This window comes from Mycobacterium parmense, from assembly GCF_010730575.1.
GTDB lineage: Bacteria > Actinomycetota > Actinomycetes > Mycobacteriales > Mycobacteriaceae > Mycobacterium > Mycobacterium parmense.
In genome coordinates this window covers 602243-620263 of record NZ_AP022614.1, presented here as the reverse complement: position 1 = coordinate 620263, position 18021 = coordinate 602243, and the positions used below count along the sequence as shown (strand labels likewise).

Here is an 18021-nt window from a genome sequence, read left to right as displayed (position 1 = left end):
GGTGGGCCACGACGGCCCCGTGCGCACGGTCCGACCAGTCAGCGCCGGTGGCGATCGGATCCGTCAAACCGATTGATACTCACCGCTTCTCTTCCTCGACCGGTCGGCGGCGGCGACTCCCAGCTGGGCGCCGATGACGCGGTCGGACAGCAGTCCCAGGCAGCTGAGATTCGGGAATCCCGGGCCCTCGTTGACGCCGGAGAGGTTGGGCAGCACCAGGCGCGGGACGACGTTGGCCACGGCCAGGTCGGGGCCGATCGATTCCTCCAGTCGCTCACAGGTCACCGGGCCGCCCAGCCCCACCTCGAGGACATCGAGCGCGGCGGGACTCAGCAGCGGCAGGAACCACAGCGGGTCGGCGCCGGATCCATCGATGACGAGGTCGAACCGGTGCAGCGTTTCGAGCGGTTCGCCACAGTTGTCCGTGCGCAACGTGATCCAGATCCGGTTGTCGCGGTCGGCCACCCGCGCCACCCGCCCCCGCTGGTGTTTGATCCGCTCGTCGGCCAGCAGCGACTCCTGGACCCGCGCGGAGAACACGCCCCGGTCGGTACGGGCGATGCAGTCGCGCCGTTCCGCCTGGGTCAGGCTACGCCACCCGGTGGGATCGGAGAACAGCGAATTCTCGAAGAAACCCTCGCCGCGAGTGAACAGGGTCGCCTGCGGCGATATCGCCGTGATCGCCGAAACCCGGTGATGGAAAAGCTCATTGAGGATCGACGCCGCTGTCTCGCCGCCGCCGATGACCGCGACACTGTCGGCGACGATGCGGTCGTGGCCGCCGGCCCGCTGCCAGAACTGCGCGATCGACAAAACCCGCGGATCGCCGGATAGCATCGACCGATCCGGCTGGCCCGGGCCGGTGATCATCACCGTGTCCGCCGCCAGCCTCGCCTCGCGGGTGTGCAATATCCATCGCGATTCGTCCACCTCGATCCGAACCACCTCGCCGCGAACGACGTCGAGGCCCGACACGTCGGCGACCCAGCGCAGGTACCCGGCCCACGATTCGTGCGTGGGCGCGGGCCTGCCGCGGTCGATCCAGCCGACGAACTGGTCGGTGGCGACCAGGTAGGACTGCCAGCTGAACCGCATCATCCGTTCGTCGACGTCGGCGTCGCGGCCGGGCACCAGGCCGGACCGGTAGGGGAAACCGACGTCCTTTTCGGGACTGGTGCCCAGTCGTTGGCGCCCGTCCGTCCAGCCGCCGCCGGCACGCCAGTTCGCGGCCACACCGGAGCGTTCGAGCGCCACCACGTCGGGAACATCGACGCCCATGTCGCGCAGCACCGCCGCCTTCGCGGCCACCGCGACCGCTTTTGCCCCGGCGCCTACGACCGCGAGCCTCCCGCTCATCGCCCCGCCTCCTGAGCCTGTTCGCGGGGCGGCAAGTGGCCTACCTCGTCCGCCGGGTCACCGGCGAATGACGCGCCACCCACAGCCCACCTCCGTCGATCAGATTAGCTCAGGCTTCCCTAACTTTCCGTACGCTACCCTATGTCGGATCGGCAGGACACGCCTGCTCCGGACGGAGTTCCCGAGGTGCCAGATAACGCTCCCCCGTCGCCGGACGGGTTCCTCCCCTTCCCCGAGGAACGGGCCGCCCGCTACCGGGCCGCCGGGTATTGGACCGGCCGCACCGTCGACTCGCTGCTGCGGCGCGCGGCGGCCACGTGGCCCGACCGGGTGGCCGTGGTGGACACCGTCACCAGCCACACCTACCGCGAGCTCGACGAACTGGTGCGGCGGACGGCCGGCGGCTTCGCCGCACTCGGCATCGCACCCACCGACCGGGTGCTGCTGCAACTGCCGAATTCGTGCCGGTTCGCGGTCGCGCTGTTCGGCCTGCTGCGCGCCGGCGCGATCCCGGTGCTGTGCCTGCCGGGCCACCGGCTGGCCGAATTGGACCGCTTCGCGCAGGTCAGCGGCGCGGTCGGATTGGTCATCACGGATGGATCGGGCGGGTTCGACTACCGCGCGATGGCACAGCAGCTGGTGGCGCTGCACCCGCAGCTGAGCCACGTCGTCGTCGACGGTGACCCCGGGCCCTTCGTCGCCTGGTCGGGGCTGCCCTGCGGTGACGCGCCCGAGGTCACCGTCGACACCGGCTCCCCCGCGTTGCTGCTGGTGTCGGGCGGCACCACCGGGGCGCCGAAGCTGATCCCGCGCACCCATGACGACTACGTCTACAACGCCACCGCCAGCGCCCGGCTGTGCCGAATGACCGGCGACGACGTGTATCTCGTGTCCCTGCCCGCCGCACACAACTTCCCGCTGGCCTGTCCCGGCCTGCTCGGTGCGATGAGCGTCGGCGCGACCACCGTGTTCGGCACCGACCCCAGCCCGGAGGCCGCCTTCGCCACCATCGAACGACACGGCGTCACGATCACGGCGCTGGTCCCCGCGCTGGCCAAACTGTGGGCGCAAGCGTGCGAGTGGGAACCGGTGACGCCGAAGTCGTTGCGGCTGTTGCAAGTCGGCGGATCGAAGTTGGAGCCCGACGACGCGCGACGGGTCCGCGAAGCGCTGACGCCGGGCCTGCAACAGGTATTCGGGATGGCCGAGGGCCTGCTGAACTACACCCGTCTCGACGATCCACCCGAGGTACTCGACCACACCCAGGGCCGACCGCTGTGCGAGGACGACGAACTGCGCATCGTCGACGACGACGGCCGACCGGTGGCGCGCGGGGAGCAGGGCGAACTGCTGGTGCGCGGGCCCTACACGTTCAACGGCTACTTCCGCGCCGAACGCGACAACGCGCGCTGCTTCGATAACAAGGGGTTCTATCGCAGCGGCGACCTGGTGCGCCGCCGGGACGACGGCTACCTGGTGGTCACCGGTCGCGTGAAAGACGTCATCTGCCGGGCCGGCGAGACGATCTCCGCGGCGGACCTCGAGGAGCAGATACTGAGCCATCCGCGCGTCCACTCGGCCGCCGCGGTGCCGCTGCCCGACCCCTTACTCGGGGAAAAGATCTGCGCCGCCGTCGTTTTCAGGGGCCCACCAATGACGCTGCCGGAGTTGAACGCCCACCTCGACGGGCGCGGCGTGGCCGCGCACACGCGCCCCGATGTGCTGGTCGCCATGGCGGCCCTGCCCACCACGCCGGTCGGCAAGGTCGACAAGAGGGCTATCGCGGGACAGGTTTCGGCGTCGCGGCCTTGACAAGTGTCCGAAGCGCTGCAAGGCGCATTGCGCCCATCGTTGCGGCGACGTCGGCTGGCCTCGTCGCGGTCAACCGTGCCGAGCCAGGCCGGCGGGCGCGAACGAATCGGGATCGGCGGCCGTCCAATCACAGCGCCAGTCGGGCGCCGCATCGTCGAGCAGCGCGCGGGACGGAAGCCACGTGTAAAGCTCGGCGTACGAACGGTGCTCGGTGGCCGTGATCCTCTTGCGCAGCATGTGCGGCGAAAGCAGGGCGGGGTCGTCGACCCCCAGCGAGGCCATCAGCCGCATCGCTTCGGCGACCGTGGCGTGTTGGTAGCGGTAGACCCGCTCGCTCTTGTCGGCAACGTCGAGAGCGCGTGCGCGTCGCGGGTCCTGGGTCGCGACCCCGACGGGGCACTCATTGGTGTGACACCGCTGGGCTTGAATGCAACCGAGCGCCATCATCATCGAGCGTGCCGAATTGGTATAGTCCGCTCCCTGAATGAGCCGTTTGACGATGTCGGTGCCCGTGGCGATCTTGCCGCTGGCGCCGATTCTGATCACGTCGCGAAGGCCGGTTCCCACCAAGGCGTTGTGCACGGTCATCAGCCCGTCGGTCAGGGGCAGCCCGACGTTGTCCTCGTACTCCAGCGGGGCCGCGGCCGTCCCTCCCTCGGCGCCGTCGACGATGATGAAGTCCGGCGTGACGTTCTCGGCGATCATGGCCTTGCAGATCGCGAGCACGTCGATCCTCGAGCCCACGCAGAGCTTGAACCCGACGGGCTTCCCGTCGGCGAGTTCACGCAGGCGGGCGATGAAGTGCACCAACTCGCGGGGTGTGCCGAAAGCCGAATGGGCGGCCGGGCTGACGCATTTCTCGCCCACCGGAACGCCGCGGTAATCGGCGATCTCCTGAGTGACCTTGGCCGCCGGCAGCACTCCGCCGAGGCCCGGCTTCGCGCCCTGGCTGAGCTTGATGGAAATGCACTTGACCGCGTCGTGGGCCGCCTTCTCCCGGAACTGGCCGGGATCGAAACTGCCGTCCTTGGTCCGGGTGCCGAAATAGCCGGACCCGATCTCCCAGACCAGGTCCGCGCCCCCCAGGTGGTAGGGGGTCAAGCCGCCCTCACCGGTGTCGTGAGCGAACCCGCCGCGACGCGCGCCGTTGTTGAGTGCTCGTAATGCGTTGCCGGACAAGGCGCCAAAGCTCATCGATGACACATTCATCAGCGCGATGTGATAAGGCTGACGGCAATCCGGGCCCCCGATGCGAACCCGGGGCGGTTCCGGTGGAGAGTCGATCGGCGCGACCGAATGGATGAGATATTCGTAGCCGATCTCGCGGATATCACGTTCGGTACCGAACGACAGCTCGGCTGCGGTGCCCTTGGCCCGTTCGTAGATCAAAGCGCGCACGTCGCGGTCGAACGGTCGCCCGTCGAAGTTGCGCTCGATGAAGTACTGCTGCAGCTCGGGGCGGATGTCCTCCGCCAGGTAGCGCATGTGGCCCAGCACCGGGTAGTTGCGCAACACCGCGTGCTTGCGTTGCGCCAGATCGTAGACACCGAGCGCGGCGAGCGCTCCGACCGTCACCGCCGGAATCCACCAGGCCCACGACCCCTCCAGCGCCAGGCACGCCGACCCGACGGCCACGACGGCCAGCCCGGCAACGCTGCCGAATCGAATCACCCCACGACCTTTCCACGCACGTCCGACCCGCCGCTTGGAGATACCCTCTTCTCCCACCCCCCAACCCTGGCGCTGCAGGCCGCTGCGCCGAACGCCCGTGGATGATCGATAGGTGACTCAACGGTGTTGCGGCACAGCAAATTTCGGTCGAATAGACCGGACAGGTCAGCTTGCTTTGATGCCGCGATGCCGGGTCAGGTACTGGTGATAGCGCAGGCAAACGGTCGTGCCGTCATCGCGGCCGTCGACCGTGCACTCGTCGGCCAAGGCGTTCATCAGAATCAGGCCCCGCCCGCGCAGGCCCTGCGACGCCGTCGGGTCGGGCTCGATCCAGCACCCGGTGTCCGTCACGCACACGGCGATCGCCGCGTCCTGATGGTCGTACGCGATGTCGAGGACCATGTCGCCGCGGCCACCTCTGTTGCGGTACGCGTGTTCGGCACAGTTCGACAGCGCCTCGTCGGTGCCCAGAATGATGTCGCTGACGCGCGTCGCGTCCAGCAAGAAGTGGGCGTCCAGCCAGTCACGGAAATGCCGACGGAAAAGCGCGACGGTGCCGGCGTCCGCGGGTCCCCTATAGGTGCGAGCCGGCACGGCGGCGGCGTGGAGATCGCTCATGCCCTCTCGGCTACCCGCATGCCGAACGGTATATACCGACGCGCCGGGTTCGGCCGCCGCCGGACCGCACCGGCAGAACGTTCCGCTCGCGCCGTTTAGGCCCGCGCCGGTCGGTCAACATACACAGCACCCATGCGCCAGTCAGCATCGTTGAGGAGCACCGTGAACACAGTCGCCGGGCCGATGCGCACCCATGTGATGTTGACCCCGCGACTGATCTCCGAACTCGGCGGCCTGCGAAGCAACTTGCGGGCGGTCGTCCATCGAAGTGGCCTCGCAGTGATCGTCAGCGCGGGCGGTGAGGCCGACGCGTGCAACGAGTCGACCTGGCGGCAGCTGATCCAGGAGGCCGCCTCCGTCACCTCCGCCCCCGGAACAGTCGTCGTCGACCTCACCGGCCTGGATTTCGTGAGTTGCTGCGCATTTCAGGCGCTGACCGAGGAGTCGGAACGGTGCCGTCGGCGCGGCATCGACATGCGCCTGGTGAGTCAGCGGGGGATGGTGACGCGGATCGTCAAGGCCTGCGGGTTCGCCGACATGCTGCCGGTCTATCCGACCGTCGACTCAGCTCTGGACACCGAGCCCGCCGTCGCCTGACCGCCGGCCGCCGGCCGCGTAGAGCCGGTCCGTCGACCGATGGTTTGCGCACAGCGGAAAAAGGGTAATTCGCTGCAGCGCCTGCTCCCGCGGCGCGCGGCCACCAGTGGAAGGCATCAGTTCTTTGTCCGGACACAGGCCGACCGTCGGTCGGGACCAGCAATCAGGACCGCGGCATGTCTTGCGCAGCGCCCCGGCACCGGAACACAACAGTTGGGCGGCTGAGGCCCTGTGCCGCACCACCGACCCTGACAACCTCTTCGTCCAAGGGGCCGACCAGCGCAAGGCCGCGGCCATCTGCCGTCGCTGCCCCGTGGTCGCGGAGTGCGGCGCCGAGGCGCTGGACAACCGAGTCGAGTACGGCGTCTGGGGCGGCATGACCGAACGCGAGCGCCGGGCGGTGCTCAAGAAGCACCCGGAGGTGGTGTCGTGGTCGCGCTTCCTCGACGAACGCAAGAGTCGCCTGGTCGGCTAGAGCCCGGGATTCGTCGGCCCTGATCACTCGGCCATGCGCGCCGAAACCGTCACCGCCACGCCGGCCAGAATCAGCGCATCGGCGGTCGCGGCATCCACGAGGAACTCAGAGCCCTTCGTGTAGGTGACCGAACCGTCGGACGTCTGGAAGTCACGGACGAACTTGATCGTCACTCTTTCGTCTCCGGACGCCACAGCGGCAAACAATACACCGGTATTGGCCACGGTTTCGTACAGTGGGAGCAAATGACGCGCGTACCAGCAGCGCCCGACGGTGCCGATCCCGGCACACCGCCGAGCGTGACGCGAATCCGAGCAACCGCGCTTCGCCTCTTCGCGGAGCAGGGCACGGCGGCCACCTCCCTGCGCACCATCGCGGCCGCCGCGGGGGTGTCCGTGGGGCTGGTGCAACATCATTTCTCGACGAAAGCGGGACTGATCCAGGCCGTCGACGACCATGTCCTCAACGTCGTCAGAGCCCGGTTGGCCGAGCCCGCCCCGGCGCCGTCGCCCGACTCCGTCGCCGAGACGGGACGGCGGGTGACCGCGCTCATCGTCGAACAGCCCGACGTGGTGAACTACCTCCTCGACGCGGTCGTCGACGGCCGCCCGGTGGGAACGGTCATCTTCGACGCCCTGGCCGACCTCGGGGCCGGCCGGTGGGGCGATCTCAGCGACCACGGACTGACGCGCCCCGATCTCGATCTGCTGTGGGCGGCGCTGCACCCGCTGATCTTGGTGCTCGGCACCCTCGTCCTGCGCCCCCACATCGACCGCCGCCTTCCCGAGCCCTTCGGAACCCCGGCGCAATTGAAGCGATGGCAGGACTCGGTCAACGCGCTGCTGCGCGAGGGCCAACTTCGCCGCGGCGACCCCCAAGACTGAGCTCGACCTGCTTGACGGTGTCGCACCCGGGCGCGGTTCGGGCGGCCGAAAGTTGTCGTACCTGGTTGCGATGATGGGGGTATGTCGTTGACCACTTCGTCTGCTGTGGCGCCGAGTCCTGCTGAGCGGGTTGATGGGTTGTTTGCGGAGTTGGCGGAGTTGGCCGGTCAGCGCAACGCCATCGACGGGCGCATCGTGCAGATCGTGGCCGAGCTGGATCGCGACGAGCTGTGCGGGGCCACCGGCGCGCGCTCGATCGCCGCCCTGGTGGCCTGGAAGCTGGGCGCGTCCTCGGCCCACGCCCACACGATCACCACCGTCGCGCGCCGGCTCGAGCAGTTCCCGCGCTGCGCCCAGGGCCTGCGGGAGGGCCGGCTGTCACTCGATCAGGTCGGGGTCATCGCCGCGCGCGCCGCCCACGGCTCTGATGAGCACTACGCCCAGCTGGCGTCGGTGGCCACGGTCACCCAGCTGCGCACCGCGGTCAACCTCGAACCACGCCCCGACCCCCCGGCGCGCCCCGAACCCGGCCCCTCGATCACCACCACCGCCGGCCAGGAGTACACCTGCTGGCGGATCACACTCGCGCACCCCGACTCCGCGAAACTCGACGCCGCGCTGGCCGCGCATCGCGAGGCACTGATCGCCGAGTGGAAACACGACCGCGGCGACGCCACCCGCCCCTCCGACAGCGCGCCGCCGTTCCCGGGCAACGTCGAGGCATTGATGCGCCTGATCGAGACCAGCTGGGACACCGAAGCCACCCGCCGCCCGCACAGCCAGCACACCACCGTGGTGGTGCACCTCGACGTCGAGCAGCCCGCCGCCGCCCTGCACCTGGGGCCGGCACTCACCGACGCCGAACGCCAGTACCTGACCTGCGATGCCACCTACGAAGTCTGGTATCACCGCGACGGCCAGCCCATCGGCGCCGCACGCACCAGCCGCACCATCAACCGGCGACTACGCCGCGCCCTGCAACACCGCCACCCCCACTGCGCCGTCCCCGGCTGCGGGGCCACCCGCGGCCTACACGCCCACCACCTCCAACACTGGGAAAACGGCGGCCCCACCGACCTGACCAACCTCGTCCTGATCTGCCCCCACCACCACCGCGCCCACCACCGCGGCGACATCACCCTCACCGGACCCGCCGACGCTTTGTGCGTGACCGACAACACCGGCCGACCCCTGCAGCCCGGATCACTGGCACGCCCACCCACGACACCACCACCCGCCGTCGGGCCCTACCCCGGACCCACCGGCGAACGCGCCCAATGGTGGTGGTACCAACCCTTCCAACCCCAATCGCCACCACCACACCAGCAGGCTTGCTAGCTGCCCCGTACCAAACCTAATCGAGCTGACGCAGAACGGGTTTCGGTGACGCCGCCCCACCAGGGTCGACGATTGGACCCCGCGCCACCGCCTGCCAGATGCCCTATGGAGGGGCTCATCTGCCGAGGGTCGAGCGTCTCGACCGAACGCGCATCAGGATGAACTGCCGCAGGCTTCTGGTGGTCGAAATACCGTCCGGTCACCGTTGCCTCCGGGGCGGAACTGACCGCCAGCCACGCTTGGGTCACCGGCCCGGATTCGAGGTCGTCGGTCGCGGCGTTGCCACCCAATTTGGTTGGCCCCCAACCCGGTCCGACCCTCCGATAGGAGTTTGGCTGCCATCAACCTCAGACCAGCGGTCGACCCGGTGATGAAGATCCGGGCCACTTCCCCGGGGGATGGAACCGATCCACGGGACGCCCGTTCCTTACGCTTTCCACATACTCCCCTTATTTTTCTTAAAATGCGTGTAGCGTCTACCGGCAGTCGCGTTCTGACGGTGGCGGAAGGGTGGACCCGTGAGTGTGGGTAACGGCCAAGTGCCTCAACTGGTGCCGCACGGTGAGGCGGGGGCGGCGTACCGGCTGGTCTGCGAACGCGTCGAGGCGTTGGTGCGCGGGCGCGACGGCATCGCGGAGTTGGCCGTCCCGGCGTGTCCCGGCTGGACCATCCGGCAGGTGGTTGCGCACCTGGCCGGCGTCGCCCAGGACATCGTTGCGCGAAATTTGGCAAAGAAGGGCACCGGCCCCTGGGCGGACGCGCAGGTTGCACGACTGGGCCGACACCGCATCGATGACCTGCTCGACCTCTGGAAGCGGTCGCTTGACTCGGTGTCGGCGAACCTCGCTGTTGCCTCTGATGCGGGGGTATGCCAGCTCGTTTTCGACACCCTGACCCATGAGCACGACATTCGCGGCGCGTTGGGTGAGCCGGGTTCCCGCGTCGGGGATCGCGCGGTCAAGGCGGCCTTGGGCTTCGTGACCACAATGGGCGACCAGTTCATCCGGCACGCGGAGCTGCCGGCGCTTCGATTACGCACTCCGATACTGGGATTCGTACAACTGGGCGACCAGCACACCGCGCGCGGTCACGTCGCACTCAGCATTTCGGACTTCGAGGCGCTGCGTGCCTTCGGTGGGCGGCGCAGCGTCGCGCAACTGCTGGCGCTGCCCTGGGACGGCAGTGCGACGGACCTGATGCCCGTCTTCACCGACGCGCTTCCCGCCTTTACCGACGGCGGCTTGCGGCCGCCCGCCCACGACCTGATCGAATGAGCACCAATCATCAATGCATTTGCCCACCCGCGGCCGGTCGCCAACGTTGCCATTGACTAATGTCACCATTTGCGGTTGACTCCGTCCCATGACGGACGGCGTTCCGGCCCGGGGTTCAGTGCGATCCCGGGGGGCGGCAGCGGTGAGCACCTACACCCTGCGCCCGATCAGCGGCCTGCTGCCGCCCGAACGGGCCTGGGGCCTGTGGATGTCTCGACAGATCATCGCCCGGATCATGGGAACGTTCGGACCGTCGCTGGCGGGAGCACGCGTCGAACCCGTCGACACCACACTGCCCGACGGCCGGCGCGTCAAAGGCGAGTGGGTACGCGGCGCGCGCACGCCGACCAGTCGGGGGCAGGCTGATCTGATGGGCGGGGCCGTTTATTACGTCCACGGCAGCGGTTATGCCGTGTGCTCGCCGAAGACGCACCGACGGTTGACATCCTGGCTGTCGTCGTTGACCGGTCTGCCGGTGTTCAGCATCGAATACCGGTTGGCCCCGCGCCACCGCTTCCCCACCGCGGCCGACGACGTGCGAGCGGGCTGGGACTGGCTGACGCAATCCTGCGGCGTGGACCCGAAACAGATTGTCATCGCCGGTGATTCGGCGGGCGGCCACCTTGCGGTGGATATGCTGTTGCAGCCCGAGGCGCCGCACCCGGCCGCCCTGGCGCTGTTCTCACCGCTGTTCGACGTCACGTTCACACTCTGCCGCGAACGCGAACGGAGGCAACGCGATCCCGCCATCCGCGCGGCCGACGCCGTTCGGCTGGTCGGCCTCTACCACGCCGGCATCGACCCGGCCCATCACCGGCTGACGCTGAAAGTTGCTGCCGGCCGGCCGCTGCCGCCCACTCTCATCCAGGCCGGTGGCGCCGAGATGCTGCAGGACGACGCGCGGCAATTGGCCGCCGAGATCCGCGCCGCCGGCGGCAGGTGCGAATTGCAGGTGTGGCCGCACCAGGTGCACGTCTTCCAGGCGCTGCCGCGGATGACGCCCGAAGCCGCCAAAGCCATGGCATACGTCGCACGCTTCATCGCGCATGCTCTGCAGGACGCACGCACATTCGCCGACGAGGTGGGGTGACGATGCTGGGACCGCTGGACAGACTGTTGCGCACGACCAGAACCAGTCACGGCGCGTCGGCGGTGGTGACGGGGGCCGGCAGCGGTATCGGCGCCGCCTTCGCCGTCGAACTTGCCCGCCGTGGCGGCGCGGTGGTGTGCAGCGACATCGACCAGGGCGCCGCGGAAAAGACGGCCGACCTCATCGCCCAACAGGGAGCCAGAGCCACCGCCGTCCGTTGTGACGTGTCGCGGATCGACGACGTGCAGGCGCTGGCCGAACAGTCTCAGTCCTGGTTCCACGGGCCACCGTCGCTGGTGATCAACAACGCCGGCGTCGGCGCCGGCGGCGCGGCCATCGGTGAGGTGCCTCTGGACGACTGGGTGTGGACCCTGGGCATCAACCTGTGGGGAGCCATCCACGGATGCCATGTGTTCACCCCGATCCTGCGCGACGCCGGGCCGTCTCACCCTCGTCGGGGCATCATCAATGTCGCCTCGGCGGCGGCGTTCGGAGCGGCCCCGGGAATGGCCGCCTACAACGTCAGCAAGGCAGGCGTGCTGTCGCTGTCGGAAACGCTCGCGGCCGAGCTGTCGGGCTCGCCCGTCACGGTGACGGTTTTGTGTCCTACGTTCGTCAAGACCAACATCGTCGAATCCGGCCGCATCTCCGCGGAATCGGGCGAACTCGCAACCAAACTCATGCGCTGGACCGGCTTTTCGCCCGCAAAGGTGGCGCGAATCTGCCTGGACGCCCACGACCATGGCGATCTGTACTGCATGCCGCAGTTGGACGCCAAGATCGGCTGGAACATCAAACGCCTTGCGCCGCAGGCGTACACCCGCGGGGCCGGCCTCTTGTCCCGCGTCAACCTACCCTGATCACCGCAACGAGAGGAGCTCTTGGTGGCCATCGACATGGAAGCCATGCTCGCCAAGATCAAGGACCGCCAGTGGGCGCTCGCCGACATCGATTGGGAAGCCCCGGGCGCCGACACGATCCGGCCGGAGTTCCGGCCGAAGCTGAAGGCCTTCATGGCCGACTTGTGCTGGATCGAGAACATCGGTGCCCGCGGCTTCGCGGCGCTGGCCAAGAAGGCGCCCGACCCGACGATCGCGGAGATCTACCGGTATTTCCACGCCGAAGAGCAACGCCACGCCAACGCGGAGCTGGCGCTGATGAAGCGCTGGGGAATGCTGGAGGACGGCGAGGTCCCCAAGCCGAACGTCAACATCCGGTTGGCGATCGAGTGGCTCGACGCCTACTCCGACGACATGCCGCTGTCGGTGCTGGGCACGGTGATCCCGATGCTGGAGGTGGCGCTCGACGGTGCGCTGCTGAAGTTCCTGCTGGATACGGTGGAGGACCCGGTCTGCCACCAGGTCTTCGAAAGGATCAACAACGACGAGTCACGGCACATCGCCGTCGATTTCGAGGTCCTCGAGATCATCGGTCACGCCACGGCACGCCGGCTCGCAATCGAGTTCGTCGGCACCGTCGCAACCCCGGGCCTGATCATCGGCGCCCTGATGTACATGCCGCTGCTCAACCGCATTCGCAACGAGATGGCCGGAATGGGCATGGAATCCGAGCGGCTCTTCAACGCTGTCAAGCGGTTCAAGCAACTCGGCGAGCGCGGCGAACGCACCCCGCGCGTACCCGCCTACAAACTCCTCAGGCGGCACGCCGCGTGGGTGGTCAACCCGCGACACCCCTATCAGTTGCTGGCCAATTCCATGGTGTGGCTGTCGGACTTCTACCCCAAGCCGCTGCTCAAGCCGATGCCGAGCTGGTCGCGCGAACTCACGCACGAGCCGGCGGCCTGACCATGGCACGCGAACGCATCCACGCCGCACTCATCGTCGGAGCGGGCTTCACCGGACTCGGGGCGGCGATCCGATTGGCCCAGGCGGGCGTCCGGGACGTCGTCATCCTCGAACGCTCCGACCGGGTCGGCGGAACCTGGCGCGACACCCGATATCCCGGCGCCACCTGTGATGTGCCGTCGCTGCTGTACTCGTTTTCGTTCGTCAAGAACCCGAGGTGGTCGCGGACCTACTCCCCCGCCGCGGAGATCTACCGGCACATCGAGGAGATGGCAACCCGATTCGACATCCGCAGCCGGATACGGTTCGGCCACGAGGTCAGCGGCCTGAGCTTCGACGAGGAGGCCGGCATCTGGAGCGCGACGACCAAGAACCGCAAGCGCTTTCGCGCTCGTACCGTCGTATTGGCCTCCGGCCCCCTGTCGGATGCCAGCTTTCCCGAATTGCGTGGTCTGGACAGCTACCGGGGACACAAGATTCACAGCGCCCGCTGGGATACCGACTACGACTTCGCCGGCAAGCGGGTTGCCGTCATCGGCACCGGTGCCAGCGCGATCCAGATCGTCCCCGAACTGGTGACGCAAGCCGCGTCCGTCAAGGTGTTCCAGCGCACCCCCGGATGGGTGCTGCCGCGCCTGGACTTCGCGACCCCGCCGGCGGTGCAGGCGCTGTTCGCCAAAGTCCCTGCCACCCAGCAGTTGGCGCGTCAGGCGCTGTTCTGGGGCCACGAAGCCACCGCGACGGCGATGGTATGGAACACCCCGCTGACCTCGCTGGTGGCCCGGCTGGGCGCGGCCCACATCCGCGCCCGGGTCAAGGACCCCTGGCTGCGCCGCCAGCTGACGCCGGATTTCGCGCCGGGCTGTAAGCGCATGCTGATTTCCAGCGACTACTACCCCGCCCTTCAGCGCGACAACTGCAAGCTCATCAGCTGGCCGATCGCCTCGCTGAGCCCGGTCGGCATCCGCACCAGCGACGGCATCGAACACCACCTTGACTGCATCGTGTTCGCCACGGGCTACGACGTCCATCTGACCGGGCCGCCTTTCCCGGTCACCGGACTCGGCGGGCGGTCGCTGGGCGACGAATGGGCCGCCGGGGCGCAGGCCTACAAGAGCATCAATGCGCACGGCTACCCGAATCTGTTCTTCATGACCGGTCCCAACTCCGGGCCCGGCCACAACTCGCTGCTGGTCTACATCGAAGGCCAGCTCGACTACGCCGTACGCGGCATCACCACCATCCTCGACGGCGACCTGCGCTATCTCGACGTCCGGGAGGACGTCCAGCGCAGGCACAACGAAAGCATTCAGCGCCGATTGACAAGAACGACGTGGAACTCAGGTTGCCGCAGTTGGTATCTCACCAAAGACGGGTTCAACGCCTCTATGTACCCCGGCACGGCCACGCAGTATCTTCGCCAGATGCGTGATTTCCGCTTCGACCACTACCACGCGATCGCCCGCGATGCGCGCGACCGCCTCAGCGTCCCCGCCGGATAGGGCGACGACGTGGCAGCCGACCGGCCCGCACGCCCCGAACCCGGCACCATCGCCAGCGTGCTCTACAACGTGCGTCGAGCGCCCAAACGCGTTCGGCGCCAGTCGCGGGACTTCATCGAGACCGCGGTGTCGCAGCTTTTCGATGCGGCGGTCCGCCACCCGCACGCCGCGGAGTCCGGCGAGTATCGCATCGACGACCTCGCCCGGCTGGCCGGCACCACCACCCGCAACGTCCGGGTCTACCGCGACCGCGGCCTGCTGCCTCCGCCCCTGCGCGTCGGCCGGATCGCCCTGTTCAACGACACGCATCTCACACGGCTCCGGCTGATCACATCGATGCTCGACCGCGGGTACAACATCGCGCACGTGCGGGAGATGCTCAGCGCGTGGGAGGAAGGCAAGAATCTCGGCGACGTGCTGGGCCTCGAGACGGCCATCGTCGGCAGCTGGACCGCCGAGAAGCCGGAAACCATGCCGCTCGAGGACGCTGCACGCCTCGTCGGCGATCCACACGCATTCGAGCGGCTGGTCGGGCTGCAGGTGATCCGCGTCGACGGCGCGCAGGCAATCGTCACCCGTCCCAAACTGATCGAGGCGTTCAACGAGATCCGCGGTTACGGTGTCGATTTGGACAAGCTCATCGACCTGCACGAGCAGATCGTTCCCGAGATCGACAAGATCAGCGAAATGCTGGTGCGCGCTGGCGCCGAACACGTGGTCGACCGCATCAAGCCCGGCCGGCCGCTGCCCGCCGACGCCGAGATCGCCGAGCTGATCACCATGCTGGTGCGCTTCCGGACTCAGGCGGTGGCGACGGTCACGGCGACACTCGCGTCGTCGATCGAGTCGCACATCGAGTCACTGGTGAGCCGCATCCTCGCCGATTATCTCGAGCATTCGTCCGAACCCGAACCCCGCTGCGGTTGACGCTCGCGGCGCCGGACCGCTTGACCCCAGCGGTCAGTGCCCGCTGAGCGTCAGCGTTCCCTTGGTGCTGAGCACCTTTCGGGCGGTGATCTTCTCGGTCCTGCGCGCCTCGCGCTCGAGGTAGCGCTGCTTGGACTCGTCGAACTTATCGCTCGCCGCCTCGAGCTCCTTGATGAGCACGGCAAGATCGTCGCGCATCCTGGCCGCTTCGCCGCTGAAGTCCTCGCGCTCGAAGATGCGCCACTTCCGCAGCACCGGCATGACCACCTCGTCGAGATGGATGCGCGGGTCGTAGACACCGCCGACGGCGATGATCACCGCTTTGCGCCGAAACTCCGGCACGGTGAACCCGGGCATCTTGAAGTTGCGCAGGATGCGGTGCACCGATTTCATCGCCTGATTGGGCGAGATGTCCAGACCCGCGGCGCTGACGTCGCGGTAGAAGATCATGTGCAGGTTTTCGTCGTGCGACACCCGGGCCATCAACTGCTCAGCGATCGGATCGTTGGAGGCTTTGCCGGTGTTGCGGTGCGAGACGCGGGTCGCCAACTCCTGGAATGAGACGTACATGACGGAGTCGAACAGGCTTTCAGCGAACAAGTCACCTTGCTGATTCTGGCCGGGACTGAAGCCCCGGGTCATTTGCTCGAGGCGAAGCCTTTCCAGCTCGACAGGGTCGACCGCGCGGGTCACCACCAGGTAATCACGCAGCGCGGTGCTGTGCCTGGCCTCCTCGGCGGTCCACCGGTTCACCCATTGGCCCCACGGGCCATCCATGCTGAAGTTCATTGCGATCTCGCGGTGATAGGCGGGCAAATTGTCCTCGGTCAGCAGGTTTTGCACCATCGCCACCTGCGCCACGTCGGGGAGCCGGCTCTGCTCGGGTTCCCAGCCCTGGCCGTCGAGCGCGTAGAAGTTCCTGCCGTCCGACCACGGGATGTAGTCGTGCGGATTCCATTCCTTGAACATCGACAGGTGCCGATTGAGCAGGCCCTCCACCACGGGCTCAAGCTCTTGGAGTAGCTGAAGGTTGGTCAGTTCCTTGGACACGGAACCCTCCCAGTTATCTGTGCTGTTGAGTAACACGCAATGTATCTGTGTAAGGCGGTTACATCAAGAAAGCCACGCGGGGGGCTCCGCAAATAGGGCCGAAAGTCCCTACGCCGCAACGATTGGATCACACCCGGTCACAACGCGGGCAGGACGGGGCGGCCCTCAGCCGGGGCGGCGAGCGATCAGGTATGGCGCGAGCGTGGAGAGCTTCTCACAGGTCTCCTCGAACTCGCGTTCCGGCGTTGACTCCTCGATGATTCCCGCGCCGGCGCGAAGCCACGTGGCCCCGTCGCATTCGTAGGCCGCCCGCAGCGTCAGCGCCGCGTCCAGTCGTCCGCCGGACGAAACCATGACGACCGCACCGGAATACAGTCCGCGCGGCCCCTCGTCCAGACGCAGGATCGCCTCTACGCCGGCCGCCTTGGGAATACCCGACGCGGTGACCGCCGGAAAGAGCGCCTCCAGTGCGTCCATCCGGTCACTGGAGGCGTCCAGGCGGCCGCTGACCGTGGAGCCCAGGTGCTGGACGCTGCCGCGTTCGCGCACCGTCATGAAGTCGGTGACCGCCGCGGTCCCCGGTGCGGCTATCTCGGCCATCTCCCGCAGCGAACTGCGTACCGAGATCGCATGCTCGACAATCTCTTTGGAGTTGGATTCGAGGTCCTCGCGGGCCTGGCGGTCCCGCGCCGCGCCGCGACCGAGGGCGCGGGTTCCCGCCAGCGGTTCGGTCACCACGGCGCCGTCGTTGCCGACGGCCGCGACGAGCTCGGGACTGTAGCCCACCGCGCGAATCCCGCCCAGCCGCAACAGGAACGACCTCACGGGGGTGTTGTGCCGGCGACCGAGCCGGTAGGTGGCGGGGAAATCGAGAGGGAAAGGCACCTGCACACTTCGGGACAGGATCACCTTGTGGTAATTGCCGGTGGCGATCTCACGGACGGCCGTCGCAACCCGATCGCGGTATCGGGTCGGGTCGGCGACGACGTCGATGGCACGAGGGGCGGGCGGCTCGGGCACGCCGTCGGCGAGTAGGCCCAGCACCGCCTCGCGAAGTCCGTTCGCTGCGCCGTACACGCGAACCGCTTCGCCGCTCACGACGATGCGGGTGCGCGGCCAAAACACACGGGCCAGGGGCGTTGCCGGCGCCAACCGCCGGTGCAGCCCGTAGCGGTAGACCCCGAACTCGAAGGCGACCCAACCGAAGACCTGGTCGGTCTCGAGCAGGAGCCGGTCGATGGCCTCACCGAGCACCGGGCCGGGACGGCCGGACCAGCGTTGCCTCTGAGTCACCCCACCGCGGATCACCCGCAGCTCGTCGCTGTCCAGCTCGATCATGGCCGCAACGCCGCTGGCCAGCACCCATTGGCCGTCGTATTCGTAGAGCAGGTACTCCTCGCCCGCGCGTTCCGGCAACGCTGCGGCGAGCGCGGCGGCCAGGTCGGCCGGATCGACGTGCGACGGGAGGGGAATCGCCGGGGACGGGGAGCTCGCGGAACTCGTCTCTACGCTGACCTCGGTCACGGCTAGTAAATGTAGCCTAACCTTTGTCGGTACGGCGACCCTCCCCGCCGGGAGTCGTACCGCGCGCCGCGGGCCCGGTGGCGCCCGGACAGTCGTGA

The 18021-nt window shown here is 68.0% G+C and carries 17 protein-coding genes; 11 read left to right on the top strand and 6 right to left on the bottom strand.

Going from position 1 to position 18021, the window contains the following annotated elements; translation table 11 throughout:
* Positions 1-63: 63 nt before the first annotated feature.
* Complete coding sequence (mbtG, locus tag G6N48_RS02750; protein ID WP_085267541.1) at positions 64-1356, bottom strand: NADPH-dependent L-lysine N(6)-monooxygenase MbtG; 1293 nt, start codon at positions 1354-1356, stop codon at positions 64-66.
* A 141-nt stretch (positions 1357-1497) separates the two neighbouring features.
* Here mbtG and G6N48_RS02745 point away from each other — a divergent pair, with 141 nt between their 5' ends.
* Positions 1498-3168 (top strand): (2,3-dihydroxybenzoyl)adenylate synthase, encoded by a 1671-nt coding sequence (locus G6N48_RS02745; protein ID WP_085267542.1) that lies wholly within the window; start codon positions 1498-1500, stop codon positions 3166-3168.
* A gap of 69 nt (positions 3169-3237) precedes the next feature.
* Here the strand turns inward: G6N48_RS02745 and G6N48_RS02740 are convergent, their stop codons facing one another.
* Positions 3238-4839: an FMN-binding glutamate synthase family protein gene (locus G6N48_RS02740; RefSeq protein ID WP_085267543.1), complete on the bottom strand. Its 1602-nt coding sequence runs from the start codon at positions 4837-4839 to the stop codon at positions 3238-3240.
* Positions 4840-5004: 165 nt separating this feature from the next.
* A complete protein-coding gene (locus tag G6N48_RS02735) occupies positions 5005-5457 on the bottom strand; it encodes an ATP-binding protein (protein WP_085267544.1) in 453 nt (150 codons plus the stop codon).
* Between the two features lie 198 nt (positions 5458-5655).
* Between G6N48_RS02735 and G6N48_RS02730 the strand changes: the two genes are divergently transcribed.
* Both G6N48_RS02730 and G6N48_RS02725 read left to right on the top strand, forming a co-directional pair.
* Entirely contained in the window at positions 5656-6054 is a 399-nt protein-coding gene (locus G6N48_RS02730) for an anti-sigma factor antagonist (RefSeq protein ID WP_085267548.1), read from the top strand.
* A 181-nt stretch (positions 6055-6235) separates the two neighbouring features.
* Positions 6236-6529 (top strand): WhiB family transcriptional regulator, encoded by a 294-nt coding sequence (locus G6N48_RS02725; RefSeq protein ID WP_232066519.1) that lies wholly within the window; start codon positions 6236-6238, stop codon positions 6527-6529.
* A 23-nt stretch (positions 6530-6552) separates the two neighbouring features.
* Here the strand turns inward: G6N48_RS02725 and G6N48_RS02720 are convergent, their stop codons facing one another.
* Complete coding sequence (locus tag G6N48_RS02720; RefSeq protein ID WP_139825608.1) at positions 6553-6753, bottom strand: hypothetical protein; 201 nt, start codon at positions 6751-6753, stop codon at positions 6553-6555.
* A 21-nt stretch (positions 6754-6774) separates the two neighbouring features.
* Here G6N48_RS02720 and G6N48_RS02715 point away from each other — a divergent pair, with 21 nt between their 5' ends.
* From G6N48_RS02715 to G6N48_RS02680, 8 genes are all read left to right on the top strand, one after another.
* The gene (locus tag G6N48_RS02715) at positions 6775-7413 is read left to right on the top strand and encodes a TetR/AcrR family transcriptional regulator (RefSeq protein ID WP_085267545.1); all 639 of its coding nucleotides are present in this window, start codon (positions 6775-6777) and stop codon (positions 7411-7413) included.
* A gap of 81 nt (positions 7414-7494) precedes the next feature.
* Positions 7495-8751, top strand: a complete 1257-nt coding sequence (locus G6N48_RS02710) for an HNH endonuclease signature motif containing protein (protein WP_163670773.1) — start codon at positions 7495-7497, stop codon at positions 8749-8751.
* 518 nt (positions 8752-9269) lie between these two features.
* On the top strand, positions 9270-10025 hold the full coding sequence (locus G6N48_RS02705) for a maleylpyruvate isomerase family mycothiol-dependent enzyme (protein WP_085267247.1): 756 nt from the start codon (positions 9270-9272) through the stop codon (positions 10023-10025).
* Positions 10026-10113: 88 nt separating this feature from the next.
* Positions 10114-11115 (top strand): alpha/beta hydrolase, encoded by a 1002-nt coding sequence (locus tag G6N48_RS02700; RefSeq protein WP_085267246.1) that lies wholly within the window; start codon positions 10114-10116, stop codon positions 11113-11115.
* 2 nt (positions 11116-11117) lie between these two features.
* Positions 11118-11975: an SDR family NAD(P)-dependent oxidoreductase gene (locus G6N48_RS02695; RefSeq protein WP_085267245.1), complete on the top strand. Its 858-nt coding sequence runs from the start codon at positions 11118-11120 to the stop codon at positions 11973-11975.
* Between the two features lie 24 nt (positions 11976-11999).
* Positions 12000-12920, top strand: a complete 921-nt coding sequence (locus G6N48_RS02690) for a reductase (protein ID WP_085267244.1) — start codon at positions 12000-12002, stop codon at positions 12918-12920.
* A gap of 2 nt (positions 12921-12922) precedes the next feature.
* Complete coding sequence (locus tag G6N48_RS02685) at positions 12923-14422, top strand: flavin-containing monooxygenase (protein WP_139825574.1); 1500 nt, start codon at positions 12923-12925, stop codon at positions 14420-14422.
* A 9-nt stretch (positions 14423-14431) separates the two neighbouring features.
* On the top strand, positions 14432-15349 hold the full coding sequence (locus G6N48_RS02680; RefSeq protein WP_085267243.1) for a MerR family transcriptional regulator: 918 nt from the start codon (positions 14432-14434) through the stop codon (positions 15347-15349).
* A gap of 33 nt (positions 15350-15382) precedes the next feature.
* On the opposite strand, the gene G6N48_RS02675 is transcribed toward G6N48_RS02680, so the two are convergent.
* Positions 15383-16399, bottom strand: coding sequence for an acyl-ACP desaturase (locus tag G6N48_RS02675; protein WP_085267254.1), 1017 nt, complete (start codon positions 16397-16399; stop codon positions 15383-15385).
* Positions 16400-16564: 165 nt separating this feature from the next.
* Positions 16565-17923, bottom strand: coding sequence for a salicylate synthase (locus G6N48_RS02670; protein WP_085267242.1), 1359 nt, complete (start codon positions 17921-17923; stop codon positions 16565-16567).
* Between the last annotated feature and the right edge of the window lie 98 nt (positions 17924-18021).

Coding starts and splice junctions, on each gene's coding strand:
- mbtG (WP_085267541.1), bottom strand. CDS start 1,356: ATGAGCGGGAGGCTCGCGGTCGTAGGCGCCGGGGCAAAAGCGGTCGCG.
- G6N48_RS02745 (WP_085267542.1), top strand. CDS start 1,498: ATGTCGGATCGGCAGGACACGCCTGCTCCGGACGGAGTTCCCGAGGTG.
- G6N48_RS02735 (WP_085267544.1), bottom strand. CDS start 5,457: ATGAGCGATCTCCACGCCGCCGCCGTGCCGGCTCGCACCTATAGGGGA.
- G6N48_RS02730 (WP_085267548.1), top strand. CDS start 5,656: ATGTTGACCCCGCGACTGATCTCCGAACTCGGCGGCCTGCGAAGCAAC.
- G6N48_RS02715 (WP_085267545.1), top strand. CDS start 6,775: ATGACGCGCGTACCAGCAGCGCCCGACGGTGCCGATCCCGGCACACCG.
- G6N48_RS02710 (WP_163670773.1), top strand. CDS start 7,495: ATGTCGTTGACCACTTCGTCTGCTGTGGCGCCGAGTCCTGCTGAGCGG.
- G6N48_RS02700 (WP_085267246.1), top strand. CDS start 10,114: ATGACGGACGGCGTTCCGGCCCGGGGTTCAGTGCGATCCCGGGGGGCG.
- G6N48_RS02695 (WP_085267245.1), top strand. CDS start 11,118: ATGCTGGGACCGCTGGACAGACTGTTGCGCACGACCAGAACCAGTCAC.
- G6N48_RS02685 (WP_139825574.1), top strand. CDS start 12,923: ATGGCACGCGAACGCATCCACGCCGCACTCATCGTCGGAGCGGGCTTC.